This is a genomic window from Streptosporangium amethystogenes (assembly GCF_000721075.1).
Lineage (GTDB): Bacteria > Actinomycetota > Actinomycetes > Streptosporangiales > Streptosporangiaceae > Streptosporangium > Streptosporangium amethystogenes.
The window spans coordinates 18,580-33,009 of record NZ_JOEQ01000012.1; the positions used below are offsets into that span (position 1 = coordinate 18,580).

Consider the following 14,430-nt stretch of genomic DNA (forward strand, 5'->3'; position numbering starts at 1 on the left):
TGGCCCCCTCTCGACATCGGAAAAGTTTCGGTAAGGCTAACCTAAGTAATGTCTGACCATGAGGTCGGGCCACTTTCCCGCTCTGCAACAGCCTGAAGGAACACACCCATGTCCTCCCGACAGCCCAGGCGCCTGGCCGGCGCTCTGGCCCTTACCCTCGCCCTGGTCGCCGGCTGCGGTTCCACCGATTCCGGCGAGGAATCCGCCGCTGCGGCGCCCGAGACCCGCGTCTTCAGCGCCGACAACGGCGAGATCACGATCCCCGCCGACCCCAAGCGCGTCGTCGCGACCGGGTACGCGGTGCCGGCGCTCATCGAGGCCGACACCCCCCTGGTCGGCATCTCCGGCTGGAAACGCGGTCTGGCGATGATGACCGAGGAGGACCTCGCGACGTACAACGGGCTTGAGAAGATCGCGGGAGAGACGGCCGCCGAGACCAACTACGAGGCCGTCGCCAAGGCCAAGCCCGACCTGATCGTCATCGGCGTCCCGAAGCCGGTCCTCGGCGACATCGACATGAAGCGGCTGGAGTCCATCGCCCCGGTCGTGGCCATCGGCCCGACCGTCCCCTCCGCCTGGCGCGAGCTGTCGCGCCGCCAGTCCGACGCCGCGGGCCGCCTGGGCGGCTTCGAGACCGCCAAGGCGGCGTACGAGAAGAAGGCCGCCGAGCTCACCGAGAAGTACAGGGGCGTTCTGGACGGCGTGAAGTTCGGCCACGTCGGCGCCTACGGCGACATCGCCAAGGGAACGTTCCACCGTGAGTTCGCCGAGTCGTGGGGCACCAACATCGCCTCCGACATCGGCGTGACCTACTACGGCGAGGTCAAGAAGAAGGGCGGCGGCGCGCTCGACGTCAGCGAGCACCCCTCGATCGAGGAACTGCCGGAGAGTTTCGCCGAGGCCGACGCCATCACGTACACGCTGGAGAGTGACGGCTCGGTGAGCGAGCCGGTGCAGTACGTCCTCGACTCCAAGCTGTGGAAGAACCTGCCCGCGGTCAAGGCCGGCAAGGTCTTCCCGCTGCGTTACACCGAGGCTGCGACGTACGGCTCGGCCATCAAGACGCTGGACTCCATCGACGAGGCGCTCGCGCCGCTGCTCGGCCGATGAGCGTCGACCGTAGCGACCCGAGGGAGCGCGTCGCCGCCCACCACCGGTCCGGAACCGGCACCGCGCGTATCGGCTACCCGATCGGGGTCCGCACCGTCTCGGTGCTCGCGCGCCGGTACGTGACCCCGCGCCTGCTCCGGCTGACCGTCGGCGGCCCCGGGCTCGAAGGATTCCACACCTACCAGGCCGACGACCACATCAAGATCGTCTTCCCCGACCCGGACGGCACCCGCCGCGACCCGGTCGCCAACGACCACCTGGAGCTCGACTGGCCGAAGCCGTCGCCCACGACGCGCAAGTACACGGTACGGCGGTACGACGCCGAGGCCGGCGAGCTCGACCTGGACTTCGTGCTCCACGAGGGCGGGGTCGCGTCGGCGTGGGCGGTCACCGCCGAGGTGGGCGACGAGCTCACGATCGCCGGTCCGCCGGGGGCCAAGGCGTTCCCGCACAACTACGGCCACTACGTCTTCGCGGTCGACGCCACCGCGCTGCCCGCGGTCGCGCGCTGGCTGGAGGAGTCCCCGGCCGACCTCTCGGCCCAGGTGGTGATCGAGACCGACGACGCCGCCGAGCACGCCTACCCGCTCGCGGCACGCGAGGGACTGGAGGTCGTCTGGCTGGTCCGCGAGGGCACCCGCTCCTCGCTCGCGGAGACGGTGCGCTCGCTGGCCCTGCCCGAGGAGCGGACCTTCCTGTTCGCGGCCGGGGAGGCGGGTGACATCAAGCCGCTGCGCTCGTGGAGCGCGGGACGGCTGGACTCGCTGTTCACCGGATACTGGAAGCGCGGAGTTGCCGGGCTTGAGGACTGATCTACCGGCGCGGGCCGCGCTCCTCCTGGCGGCCCTCGCACTGCTCGCCGTGGTGGCGGTGGCCGGCGTGAGTGTCGGAACGCGCGCGATCGCGCCGGCCGAGATCTGGCGTGCCTTCGCCGACTACGCCGGCAGTGACGATCATCTGATCATCCGCGATGTCCGGGTGCCGCGCACGATCCTCGGCATCCTCGTCGGTGCCGCCCTCGGCGCCTCGGGCGCGCTGATCCAGACGCTGACCCGCAACCCGCTGGCCGAACCCGGCATCCTCGGGGTGACCGCCGGGGCCGGTTTCGCCATCAACCTGGGCGGCGCGCTCGGCCTCGCGGGGTCGCAGTCCGCGCAGCTGATGCTCGCGTTCGCCGGCTCCGTGCTCGCGGTGCTCCTGGTCTACTCCGTCGGCAGGACCTCCCCGCTCCGGCTCGTCCTGGCCGGTGTCGCCCTCAGCTCGGTACTCGCGGGCCTCTCGCTCGGCATGCGCCTGATGCTTCCCGACGTCTTCGACCGGTTCCGTTTCTGGTCCGTCGGGGCGCTGGCCGGCCGCGAGCAGATGTCGCACACCATCCCGCTGCTGGCGATCGGCATCGCCCTGGTCGCTGCCATGGCGGTGGCCAGGCCGCTGAACGCCATGGTCCTGGGCGAGCAGGTCGCCCACACGCTCGGCGGTCACACCGCACGGACCAAGCTCGCCGTCCTCGTACTCGTCACCCTGCTCGCCGGCGCCGCCACGGCCGTGGCCGGACCGATCACCTTCGTGGGGCTCATGATTCCGCACCTGGCCCGCAGGCTGGCCGCCGGCTCGATTCCATGGCTGATGGCCTACACGATGGTGCTCGGCCCGATCCTGCTGCTGGTCTCCGACATCGGATCGCGCGTGCTGCTGCCGACGGGCGAGGTCCCGGTGGCCGTCGTCACCGCCTTCCTCGGCGGCCCGGTGCTCATCTGGGCCGTACGGCGCTACGGGGCGGCGTCGCTGTGAACGCCGTCGTGCTGCGCGCGGGTTCCCGCTCGGTCAGGATCGAACGCCGGACGCTCCTGATATCGCTCTCGCTCGCCGGTGTCGCGCTGGCCCTGGCCTTCCTCGGCCTCAGCCACGGCCCCTCCTGGTCCGCGCCCTCGGAGGTGTTCGCCGCGCTCGCCGGGCACGGGGACTCGGCCCTGGTGATCCGGGAGTGGCGGCTGCCCCGGGTGGCCGCCGCGCTCGTCTTCGGCGCCGCCCTGGGGCTGGCCGGGGCGATCTTCCAGAACCTCACCCGCAACCCGCTCGGCAGCCCGGACATCATCGGCCTGGACGCGGGTGCCTATACCGGCGCGCTGGTCGCGATCACGCTGCTGAACGGGACCTCCGCGCAGCTCGCCACGAGTTCGGTGCTGGGCGGCCTGCTGACCGCGGCGGCCATCTACCTGCTCTCGCTGGACTCCGGGCTCAGCGGCCTGCGACTGGTCGTCATCGGGATCGCGATGAACGCCATCCTGACCGCGGTCAACTCCTGGATCGTGCTCCGTGCCGAGCTCGACGTCGCGATCGCCGCGACCGGGTGGAGCGCGGGCTCGCTGAACGGCGTCGACTGGGACGAGGTACGCCTGCCGTTCCTGGTCATCGGCGTGCTCGCGCTGCTGCTCGTCACGCTGTCGCAGGCGATGCACCAGGCCGCGCTCGGCGACGAGCTCGCCGTCACCTCGGGTGTGGGCCTGGGCCGCCTCCGGCTGCTGATCGTGCTGGTCGGCGTCGGCTGCACCGCCACCGTGACGGCGGTCGCCGGGCCGATCGTGTTCATCGCACTCGCCGCCCCCCAGATCGGCCGCCGCCTCGCCGGCGCGGCCGGGGTGCCCCTGGTACCCGCGGCGCTGACCGGCGCGGTACTGCTGACGGCCGCCGATCTCATCGCGCAACTGCTGCTGGCGCCGGTCGCGCTGCCGGTCGGTGTCGTGACGACCGCGATCGGCGGGTGCTATCTCATCTGGCTGCTCTTCAAGGAAGTGAGGCGACCGTGGCAGCGCGCCTGACCGCCCAGGACATCACCCTCGGCTACGGCGAGCGGGTGGTGTCGGAGCATGTGAACCTCGACGTGCCCGACGGCGCGTTCACCGCCATCGTCGGCGCCAACGCCTGCGGGAAGTCGACGCTGCTGCGTTCCTTCGTCCGGCTGCTCAGGCCCTCGGCCGGTACGGTCGGCTTCGACGGCCGCGACGTGAACGGCTACCGGCCCAAGGCCATCGCCAGACAGATCGGGTTCCTGCCCCAGGGCCTGGTCGCCCCGGAGAACATCGTGGTGCGACGGCTCGTCGCCCGGGGTCGCTACCCGCACCAGTCGATGCTGTCCACCTGGTCGGCCGAGAACGAGCGGGCCGTGCAGGAGGCCATGGCCGCGGCCGGCGTCGCGGAACTGGCCGAGCGGAGCGTCGAGGAGCTGTCCGGAGGCCAGCGCCAGCGCGTCTGGGTCGCGATGGTGCTGGCCCAGGAGACGCCCTACCTGCTGCTCGACGAGCCCACCACGTTCCTCGACATCACCCACCAGTACCAGCTGCTCAAGCTGTTCGCGCGGCTGCGCGACGAGGGGCGCACGATCATCGCGGTACTGCACGACATCAACCAGGCCTGCCGGTTCGCCGACCACGTGGTGGCGATGAAGGCCGGCCGCGTCGTCGCGGAGGGAGCCCCCGCCGACATCGTCGACGCCGAGCTCATCGAAGAGGTCTTCGACCTGCCCTGCGTCGTCGTCCCCGACCCGGTCACCGGCACCCCCATGGTGGTGCCGACCGCCTGACCTTCACCCGCCAGGCGGCCCGAACACGGAAACCGCGCGTCACCATGCCCCTACCAGGTGGTTTCCAGCCTTACGTCCTGCCCTTGCGGCAGTTCGGGCGTCTTGATCCGGGTCACCCGCTGACCGTCCAGCCGGGCAGGAGCCCCACCTCGGACGATACCGAGCAGCACCCGCCCCGACGCGTCGAACGCCACCGGTTTGAACCACTCCTGGGGAACCCACGCGCGCACTCGCCTACCGGTGGTCACGGAGAATTCGACCAGGGAGGGAGCCCTCACATTTCTCCCCCCTTCCTGGGTGACGAAGCTCGATCCGCCCGGCCTGGCGGCGAAGAAGGTCGTGTCGCCGTCGACCGGCTTGGCGGACAACAGGTCACGGCCCGCGGCGGAGGTGTCGAGCAGCATCGCCTCCTGGCCGAACGGCCGATCGTTGCCCTGCCAGGAGAACACCAGTGTGCGGGCGCCTCCCACCCAGGCCATCCGGTAGATGGAGCCGGATTTGGCCGTACGCCAGCGACGCACCTCGCCGGTCACGACATCCGCCACTCGCACCTCGCGCATCCGGTCGGTCCCCGGCTTGCTGACGCTGTACGCCAGCTTTCGCCCGTCCGGTGAGGCGGCCAGCACATCAAGCGTCTCGGTTCGCAGATCGGCGGGGAGCGACAGCGCGACCCGCTCACCGACCTCGCCGTCCGATGTCAGGGTGATCCGGTAGAACCGCAGCGGGGCGCCCTCCCGCTCTCTCCCGGCCATGAAGAAGGTACGGCCGTCACCGAGTCCGGCGACCTGGCTGTGGTCAAGCGCGGGCAACCACGCCGTACGTTCACCGGTCCTGCTGTCGTAGACGCCCAGCGGGCCTCGGGTCGAGCTGGTGTGCGTCGCGTTCTTGGTTGTGACCGTGGAGGAGGTCACCACGGCCGCGACATAGAACGGCGGCGCGGGGGCTGTCGCGGGCGCGAGCACCGGCGGTCGTCCGCTCTCCCCACTCCGTACGGTCACCCCGATTCCGGCCATTACGGCAACGGTCGCCACCGCGACCGCGAGCGGCAACGTCCACCTCCCCCACAGGAGGCGGCGCGGTCCGGGGAGAGGCGGGGGTGGACCATCGTCCCGCACGGTCCGCGCCCTGGCGGCCAGCGCGTCGCGCAGCCGGTCCTCGATGATCCTGCTCATGCGTTGCCTCCCAGCTCGCGGTGGAGTCTTGCCAGTGCCCTGGCGGTCGTGGACCGGACGGTGCTCGCCCTGACGCGCATGGTCCGGGCCGTCTCCGACTCGGACAGGTCCAGGTAGTAGCGGAGCACCAGAGCCTCTCGCTGCCGCTTCGGCAGCCTGCCCAGCGCGTCCAGCACCTCCCGGCGCGACTCCCCGAGCAGCACGTCCGTCTCCGACGAGTCGAGCGCCTCCTTGCCCCTCTCCGTCCAGCGCGACTCCACCATCCGTCGTCTGAGCACCGATCTGGAGCCGTTGAGCACACATGTTCTGACGTAGGCGAGCGTGAGGGTCTCAGGGCGGCGGCCGTGCAACCGGGCGAACACGTCCTGAACGATGTCCTCGGCTGTCTCCCGATCGCCGACGAGAAGTACCGCGAGCCGTATCAGGTCGAGCCTGTGGCTGCGGTAGAGGGCCGTCAGCAGAGCCTCAGCCGGGACCGCGGGCAGACCTCGCGCCTGGGACGCCCATTTCGCCGGCCGCGATATCTCAGCGTTCATACTCTAGGAACGCTTGCCCTCCCCGATCCGCTGCTTCCCGGGACCGCTCAGTTCGTCGGGCGCTTGGGCGTGATAGTCCGGTAGGTGTCGGTGACTGCTGAACACCTTCCTCGACTGGCACCGCGAGACCCTGGCCGTCAAGTGCGCGGTGCTCTTCCAGGAGCAGCTCCGCGAACGCTCCGCGCCGCCCTCGCCCCTGTCGCTGCTCGGCCTGGTCCGCCCCATGGCACAATAACTGCTGATCGCCGTGTCCAGCGCGTTGGCGTCCAGGTCGGCCAGGACCCGACGGAAAGTACGCTCGCTGGGCACGATGAACTGGCCGGCGAACGGATCACGGTAGGCGCCCAGCCGCTCCATCACTGCTTGCGAGGTCCGGGTGGCCCAAGCCCGCAGGCTGGGCCCCGCTCGGCTACAGCCGCCAACCGGCACATCAACGCTGATTCCACCACGACAGGATCAGCCGTCAGTTCGGCTTCCCGCAACGCCAGGTCGGTGAGCTGGTCAAGAAGGGGGACGCAGCAGGAGTTGGCCGGGGAAAATGGGGACACGCGCGCGACTCCTGCGGCGATCTTCGGATTTGAGACCTGAAAGATCAGCAGAAGTCGCGCTCTTTCATCTTCCATCTGGCCAAACGCTCAACGTCGCCATACCGCATCAGAACCCGGGAACGCCAGGGCCCTGCCACGTAGAGCAGCCCCATTTCAGATCACGGTGAGTGACTGCGATGGGTGAACTGGCCCCCGATGTAAGACGCCTGCGGTTCTTGTGGATCACGGCTGAAGAGTGAAGGGGCCACCGGGTCATCGAGCCCGCTGCGCCTACGGCTCCCATAACACCGTCAAGCAACGACTCCGATCACGCTGCGCAACCATCATACGAGCCGGAATCGAGCCATCCCCGCCTAAATTCGTAGAGCTGCCATGATTACGAGTGGCATTGACAAGTACAAATCATGGGACTTCGCGAGGCAGAGCACAACAATCGAAAATTGTGATTTATATCACATTGCAACGGCACCCCGAAGATCATATAGATGTTGCAACTATTCATTTATTCATGATTGGGCATGTGTGCGAAGTTTGAAAAGATCGCGCTCCCCCCTTGCTGTCGGCGGGAATGGTCGGCGATTGCTGGCAGGACTAACCACGACAACTGTGGTAGTTTCACTGTTCACCACCGTCGCCACGAGTCCCGCCACAGCCAATCCCGGACCATCGTCGGCATCGACGACCACGGCCGACCACCGCTCTGTCGAAACACTCAGAAAGCAAGCGAAAGAGCAAGGCAGAGACGTGGAGATCGAGGCTCTTCGAACCGAGACCTCCACTACGTACGCGACCAGTGACGGAAAATCTCTGAAAACCGAGTTCCACACCGATCCCATTCGGGTGAAGCGGAACGAAGAATGGCTTCCCGTTGATCCCACTCTCATCGTGGAGAACGGTATCGTCAAACCACGAACAACGGCCGTGGACCTTTCCCTCTCCAACGGAGGGGACACCCGCCTGCTGACGCTGGTGGGAGAGACAGCAAAAACCGGCGGCAGGCGACTGTCCACCGAGATTTCTTCGCCGACTAGGCTGCCCAAGCCGCGCCTGTCGGGAAACCAGGCCGAATATCAATCCGTCTATGGGCGTAACGTCGACCTGGTCGTCGTCTCGACCCCCGCGGGCTTCCATCAGGAAATCGTGATCAGGGAACGCCCGAAGGAGAAACTGAAGCTCCGCGTTCCGATAGAACTGCCCGCCGGCGTCAGTCTGCGTGAGAACGCCTCAGGCAAGACCCTGCTTCTCGCGGACAAAGGCAAGAAGCTGATCGCCGACATCTCCACGGTCCCGATGATGGACGCGGTGGCCTCCGATCTCAACAGCGGGCCGGAGGACGGCCAGGTGGGAAAGGCGACCACCTCGATCGAGAAGACCGCCACCGGAACCTCAGTGGTCATCACCCCCGACGCAGCCTTCCTCTCCGACCCCACGGTGACCTACCCGGTGACGATGACTGCCACCTCCTCCGAGTGGATCGGTTACAGCGGCACCCAGTACGTGGACGACACCTACATCAACAACGATGACTTCACCGAAGGCTGGATCAAGAGCGGGGAGCAGTCGCTCTGGGTGGGGAAGTCCAACAGCGGAACGAAAACCTGGCGCGCGTACATCAAGTTCAACATCCCGGAGGACTCACCGCTCTGGGGTGCGCAGGTGGACGACGCCAACCTCATTCTCTGGAACTACAAGTCCCATGACTGCGGGATGAACGTCGGATCCGGCATCATGGCCCGGCGGATCACCACTAACTGGTCTGTTTCCAGCCTGTCGTGGTCCAACCAGCCGTTCGTCACGACCTCCGATGAGAGCCCCAACTACGCCGGGTACAGTCCCGACTGCACCAACGGCTACATGGACTACGAGCACGAACTGATCCACAGTGTGGATACCATCACCCAGGCATGGGCCGACGGCGCGCCGAACTACGGATTCCAGCTCAATACCATCAACGGCTCCGACCTCCAGAATTGGCGCCGTTACCGTTCTTCGGAGAACTACTGTTGTCTCGGCGACGGTCCCAAGCTCGTGATCGGGTACCAGCCGGCCATACCAGAGGTGCTCGACGAGGTCGAGATCACCTATGAGCGCGACGGGTATCCCGACAGCAGTATCCCGACATACGAAGAAGCGTTGGAAAACCAGATAGAAACACGGAGCGTGGCTCCCCCGCCAACGCCGGTCTCATTCGAGGAGGCTGCGGCGAAGCAGGAAGCCGCGTTGAACGAGACATACTCGGTGGACACCGACGACCTGCCCAACGTGCCGATCGACGACACGTTCACCGATGACGCCCCTCCGCAGGTGACGGAGACGAGCCCTCTTGACGCGGCCGTGGACGTCGCGGTCGGCGCACAGGTGAGAGCCACTTTCGACGAGCCGGTGACAGGCGCACAGCTCTCACTGAAGGATCCCTCGAGCACGGCGGTGCAGGGCAGTGCGTCACTGGACGCGAGCGGCAAGGTCCTGACCTTCGCCCCGAGTCAGCCGCTTTCCGCCGGCACGAAGTACACCGTCGAAGTGAGCGGTGCCCAGGATGCCCTCCACAACACCATGGAAACCCACACGTGGTCCTTCACGACAGTTCCGAAACCGGTGGTCACGGCGTTGGATGTGTCTCCGGCGACGGTGGTCGATGGTGTGAAGGTGACGTCTTCGCTGTCTCCGGAACTGCTGGTGTGGGCGCAGGACAGGTCAAGGGACCGGGCAGATCTGGGCCGGGAGGTTCCCGCAGGCAAGTTGGCCGATGGCTGGAAGGCTCGTTGGCGGGCCCGTGTGGTCAGCGCGGGCGCTCTTACATCCGACTGGTCGGACTGGCAGCAGTTGCGGGTGGACCTTCCCAAGCCGGTGGTCACGGCGTTGGATGTGTCTCCGGCGACGGTGGTCGATGGTGTGAAGGTGACGTCTTCGCTGTCTCCGGAACTGCTGGTGTGGGCGCAGGACTGACCCGCAGATCGCCAACTTCGACGTCACACCCGCGACGGTGGTCGACGGAGTGCTGACGACCCGATCCGACCGGCCTCGACTGCATGTGTGGCCGGTGGATTCCGCTGGGCGGACCATGCGGGTGGAGTACCAGCTCAAGGACGACCCCGACCGCCGTGGCGAGGGAGCCTGGTCGGGCGCCGTCGATAACGTCTCCTCAGGAGAACGAGCCGGCATCGTCGTTCCCCCAAGCTGGGCGAACGACGACAAACAGGTGGTGTGGCGAGCTCGCGTCCTTGCCGGGAAGTCAGTCACGGCCTGGTCGGCATGGCAGACGCTTAAGATCGATGTTCCTTTCACCGGTGACGCGCCAGGCATCTGGACCCTTAAGGCGACTCCCGCCATGGACTCGCAGACGGTGGTCCTGTCCAAGACCCCTGAGCTGGTGGCGTATCCGTTCGCCGACGGCGCGGTCCGGGTCGAGTACGAGCTCGAACACCATCCTTCCGCCTCCGGGCAGGGAACCGGGCTGATCTGGTCCACCTCGGTTGAGATCTCCGAATGGGAAACCAAAGCGCTGGTCCCCGAAGACCTGTTAGCTGATAATTGGCAGACACGCTGGCGAGCCCGCCTGATAACCGGTGACGGCGCGCTGGGCTGGTCGGACTGGCGGGATATGACGGTCAACGCCCACGATCTGGTCATTGGCTGGCTTGACCAGACGCCGTCGGAGCAACTGGACGGCAGGGCGGTCACGACCACCACGACGCCAGAACTCTACGCCGAGGCGTTCGACCCCGCGGCCAACGACAGCCTTCGCATCGAGTACGAAGTCGAGCACGATCCCTTGGCCCCACCCGCCCAAGGCAGCGGGTCGATCTGGTCGACAACCGTCGACACACAGCTTCGGGACTCCTGGGGCTGGGCCGCGCCACAGGTTCCCGAGGGGAAGTTGGCCGACGGTTCCCTGATCCGATGGCGGGCAAGGGCGGTCACCTCCAGCGGAACCTCCCAGTGGTCGGTCTGGATGCCGGTGGAGGTCAACCTCTCCCGGCCGCTGTGCTGTTGGCGTGACGCGTGGCCGACGGGTGAGGACGCCGACAAGAACACCGATGTCCTGCTCGCCGCCGCTCCCAGGCTCTGGGCGAACTTCGTCGACCTGACGATGACCTCGACTGCGGTGGAGTTCCAGATCGAGCACGCCCCCTCCGCTCCCGAGGGGCAGGGCAGCGGGCTCATCTGGTCAACCTCCGTGGCGGCGACCTTGGACGGCGCGTACGGCGTGGCGGAGGCTAGCGTTCCCGCCGGCACACTCGCCGACAGATGGCTCATCCGATGGCGAACGCGCACCACGGGCAGCGGGGAGCCTTCGGCCTGGTCGTCGTGGCGCGCGGAGAAGATCAGCGTGACCGCTCCCGTCGTTGACAGGTTCGGGGTGACTCCCTCGACCTGGGACGACGAGACGACGGTCACTTTGTCACTGACGCCGGAACTGTACGTCGGGGTCTACGCGTGGACGCAGAACGGGACCCGTTCGGACCGGATCGAGTACCAGCTCGAACACGATCCCAAGGCGACGGCCCAGGGAAGCGGGCTCATCTGGTCGACCGTGCAGAACATCGCGGATCCCATCAGTGACGCTGTCCAACCGGTCGCCGTTCCCGCAGGTCTCCTTTCCGACGGCTGGCAGACCCGCTGGCGGGTGCGGCTAGGAGACGGCGACTGGAACTCGCCCTGGTCACCGTGGCAGGATCTCACGATCGACGTGAACAAACCTAAGGTCAAGGACCTCTATTTCACTCCGCAGGACAACGACGGAAACGCCTATACCTCCTACAGCACCGAACTTCGCGCCAATGTCACCGACCCCGACCACCGCAACTCGACCGTCGAGTACCAGCTCGAACATGATCCCTCCGCGCCCGAACGTCAGGGCAGGGGACTTATCTGGAGCGGCGCCGAGCAGGACGTGTGCTCGGGGTGCGGCAGCTCAGCTGCGGTGCCGGCGGGGACCCTGTCCCGCGGTTGGTCGGTTCGCTGGCGTGCCAGGGCCACCGCCGACGGCGTGGTCGGCAAGTGGTCCGCCTGGCAGGCGATGAAGACACAGGATCTACTGATCGACGACATGTCGGTGCGGTCTTCGCATGTGATCGACGGACGGATCGTGGCGAAGAATCTCACACCGCTGCTAGACGTCTTCATCTCCGGGTCCGACGACGGCGAGTTCACCGTTGAAGTCGAGATGGAACACGACCCGTCGGCTTCCCCCGCACAGGGGACGGGCAGAATCTGGTCCGCCAGCACCACAGTGCAGAACACGCGAGAGTTGGCAGACTTCGAGGTGCCCGGCGGCACGCTGGGTAACAACTGGGATGTTCGCTGGCGATCCCGCGCGGTGTCCGACACGGTCATCGGCGCCTGGTCTGAATGGCAGGCACTGCGCACACCGGAGCTGAAGATCAGTGACCTCTGGGTGTCTCCGTCGGTGGGGGACACCGAGGAGGTGACCTCGTCGGTCACTCCCATGCTCGGCGTGTATGTATCCGACGAATCGGGTCGCACCTTCACCATCGACTACGAGGTCGAGCACGACCCGTCCGCGCCGCAGAGCCAGGGCAGCGGCTCCATCTGGACCGCGCACGACGATGACGTCTGCACCGCCTGTGTCAGCTCCGTCCAGGTCCCCAACGGCGAACTGGCCGACGGCTGGCTGGTTCGCTGGCGAGCCCGGGCGAGCACGGGGACCGTCGTGGGGGCGTGGTCGGACTGGCAGTCATTGAAGGTCGACACTGCAGCTCAGAGCTCTTCCTTCGTGACCCCTCAGAATGTCTCCGCGGCGAAGGGCCCGGCGATGGTCGCCCAGGCGGCCCCGGCGAACTTCCCCTACGGCAGGCCTTTCCAGTTCAGCAACTGCTGGGCGGAGAAGAAGGCGAACAGCAAGAAAACCCATCCGCACGGATGGATCAAGAACGCGTACAACTGGTGCTCGGTCAGGACCGTGGGCAAGGTGCGCTACGTCAAGATCAAGATAAACACGCCGTGCGACTGCCAGGTCGAATGGAAGTCGAGAGGAAAGGTGGAGTTCCTCTTCAGCGTCATTGGTCATACCTTCGCCGGGGGGAAGCTGGGCGATTCGGATCAGGAGATCGACGCCGGCAACGGTGGTATCGACAGCAGGACCATAAAAATCTGGGCTCGGATCGACCAAATCAACCTCTATCAGGGTGAGTACATCTGGGACACGCCCACGCCCCTGTGGGAAGAGAACATCGACGAGATCAACCTTCAGATACCCGCGATCGGCTATCCGAGCCAGGAAGCGTGCACCCTCAAGGCCGGAGGACGGTCGAGCACCATCGCGGCGTGGAGATCAAATCCGCAGGAGTACTTCGAGTACAGGTCAGGAAAGGACAAGAGCTTTCAGTCCGTTCACAAGCTCGCCACCTGTTCTCTCCATCCCGTACTGAGCACCTCATGGGTGGGGCCGGGGCAGAACGGGCGGTACATCGAAACGAAGATGCTCGATGAACCCGTGCGTTGCGATACGTCGGAGGAGCTCACGACCTACTACGGTGGATGCGTCTTCGTTTCCGCGGTACCCACCTTCAACGTGCCGATGATTTACGAGTACGAGAACGGCATGCCGGTAATGAACGAATCATCGGATCTCATCCGTCGTGTCCTGGAGGACATGGAAGAGAAAAACGTCCCGTCCGAGACATTTCCCAAAAAGACAGACGAACCGAAGATCATCCCTGGAACGCCTGAAAGCGGCCCCCTGCATCGCATGACCAGTGAGAAATCGAAAAACAACAACCGCAACAAGTCGCGCTCGTACTGCGCGATAATGCTTGTAGAAACCGGAGAGCCTAAGCCGACCGACCGAGGCTATGACTGCGACGAGTTCCCCTTCGCATCGACATATGAGGGGTCATGGTTCGAAAACAGGCTGAACGTGGGAGTGGACTACATCTGGTGGAAGCACAACGAGTGGGTCGGGAGTAAGCTGGGTGGATTCTTCCAGACCTGGCGAGTGTTGGGATCCGACTACAATGGAGTTTTCAGGTCCTCTCCGTTCCAAAGATTCTACGTAAATATTCCGAACTGACATGTGATGAACTCGTGGCCCGCGACCATGTCGCGGGCCGCGAGTCCACCTCGATTCATCAAGGGCGACCGAGGTTCGCCTGGCGTGGTCGATTTCCCGTTTTGTCCCTCGGGTGAGGATGGCGGGCCTTCGCAACCGAGATCAGCACCACCCCGCGCTCCCAGAGCTTCGCTGGGCTTTTCCTTACTCAGGACGGTGATCAGCCCGGTGCGGTAGGCGCAGCCGCGCAGCAGTACGGTTCCAGCATGTCCGATGAGGTTCTTTCCGGTCGCGGACACCGACAGTTCGCACCTCCGGCCCATAGTATCGTTCACCAAAAAGGTGCATCCGATCCTGCGTGGATATGACTTCAGCAAACACATCCTTGCAGGCCAGATGCACCTTTTCTCATTCAACAACCCGACCCGGCCACCTTCGCTGAATAGCCGCGGTCCGTTTTGATACGGGAGAC

Annotated in this window: 10 protein-coding genes; 7 read left to right on the forward strand and 3 right to left on the reverse strand. The window is 66.0% G+C overall.

What is annotated here, in order from left to right:
• Nucleotides 1–108: 108 nt before the first annotated feature.
• The 5 genes from IG98_RS0118575 to IG98_RS0118595 are packed head-to-tail and all read left to right on the forward strand — an operon-like array spanning nt 109 to nt 4,690.
• Complete coding sequence (locus IG98_RS0118575; protein WP_030913460.1) at nt 109–1,110, forward strand: ABC transporter substrate-binding protein; 1,002 nt, start codon at nt 109–111, stop codon at nt 1,108–1,110.
• A complete protein-coding gene (locus IG98_RS0118580; RefSeq protein WP_030913462.1) occupies nt 1,107–1,922 on the forward strand; it encodes a siderophore-interacting protein in 816 nt (271 codons plus the stop codon). Before IG98_RS0118575 ends, IG98_RS0118580 begins: the two co-directional genes overlap by 4 nt.
• Nucleotides 1,912–2,901 (forward strand): FecCD family ABC transporter permease, encoded by a 990-nt coding sequence (locus IG98_RS52570; RefSeq protein WP_030913464.1) that lies wholly within the window; start codon nt 1,912–1,914, stop codon nt 2,899–2,901. The genes IG98_RS0118580 and IG98_RS52570 overlap by 11 nt, the downstream gene beginning before the upstream one ends.
• Nucleotides 2,898–3,929, forward strand: a complete 1,032-nt coding sequence (locus tag IG98_RS0118590) for a FecCD family ABC transporter permease (RefSeq protein ID WP_211264023.1) — start codon at nt 2,898–2,900, stop codon at nt 3,927–3,929. The genes IG98_RS52570 and IG98_RS0118590 overlap by 4 nt, the downstream gene beginning before the upstream one ends.
• Nucleotides 3,914–4,690 carry an ABC transporter ATP-binding protein gene (locus IG98_RS0118595; protein ID WP_030913467.1) on the forward strand — a complete coding sequence of 259 codons (777 nt, stop codon included), beginning with the start codon at nt 3,914–3,916 and terminating at the stop codon, nt 4,688–4,690. The genes IG98_RS0118590 and IG98_RS0118595 overlap by 16 nt, the downstream gene beginning before the upstream one ends.
• 50 nt (nt 4,691–4,740) lie before the next feature.
• On the opposite strand, the gene IG98_RS0118600 is transcribed toward IG98_RS0118595, so the two are convergent.
• From IG98_RS0118600 to IG98_RS54870, 3 genes are read right to left on the reverse strand one after another with little or no spacing between them, the layout of a single operon-like run.
• Nucleotides 4,741–5,862 carry a beta-propeller domain-containing protein gene (locus IG98_RS0118600; protein WP_030913469.1) on the reverse strand — a complete coding sequence of 374 codons (1,122 nt, stop codon included), beginning with the start codon at nt 5,860–5,862 and terminating at the stop codon, nt 4,741–4,743.
• On the reverse strand, nt 5,859–6,398 hold the full coding sequence (locus tag IG98_RS0118605; RefSeq protein WP_084195469.1) for a sigma-70 family RNA polymerase sigma factor: 540 nt from the start codon (nt 6,396–6,398) through the stop codon (nt 5,859–5,861). Before IG98_RS0118605 ends, IG98_RS0118600 begins: the two co-directional genes overlap by 4 nt.
• Nucleotides 6,399–6,401: 3 nt before the next feature.
• Complete coding sequence (locus IG98_RS54870; protein WP_425428060.1) at nt 6,402–6,755, reverse strand: hypothetical protein; 354 nt, start codon at nt 6,753–6,755, stop codon at nt 6,402–6,404.
• Nucleotides 6,756–7,690: 935 nt separating this feature from the next.
• Between IG98_RS54870 and IG98_RS0118615 the strand changes: the two genes are divergently transcribed.
• The gene (locus IG98_RS0118615) at nt 7,691–9,892 is read left to right on the forward strand and encodes a DNRLRE domain-containing protein (RefSeq protein WP_030913474.1); all 2,202 of its coding nucleotides are present in this window, start codon (nt 7,691–7,693) and stop codon (nt 9,890–9,892) included.
• A 121-nt stretch (nt 9,893–10,013) separates the two neighbouring features.
• Entirely contained in the window at nt 10,014–13,979 is a 3,966-nt protein-coding gene (locus IG98_RS0118620) for a NucA/NucB deoxyribonuclease domain-containing protein (protein ID WP_169750141.1), read from the forward strand.
• Nucleotides 13,980–14,430 lie beyond the last annotated feature (451 nt).

Bases quoted from the DNA above. Each gene is read 5' to 3' on its own strand.
- IG98_RS0118575 (WP_030913460.1), top strand. From the start codon at position 109: ATGTCCTCCCGACAGCCCAGGCGCCTGGCCGGCGCTCTGGCCCTTACC.
- IG98_RS0118580 (WP_030913462.1), top strand. From the start codon at position 1,107: ATGAGCGTCGACCGTAGCGACCCGAGGGAGCGCGTCGCCGCCCACCAC.
- IG98_RS0118600 (WP_030913469.1), bottom strand. From the start codon at position 5,862: ATGAGCAGGATCATCGAGGACCGGCTGCGCGACGCGCTGGCCGCCAGG.
- IG98_RS0118605 (WP_084195469.1), bottom strand. From the start codon at position 6,398: ATGAACGCTGAGATATCGCGGCCGGCGAAATGGGCGTCCCAGGCGCGA.
- IG98_RS54870 (WP_425428060.1), bottom strand. From the start codon at position 6,755: ATGGAGCGGCTGGGCGCCTACCGTGATCCGTTCGCCGGCCAGTTCATC.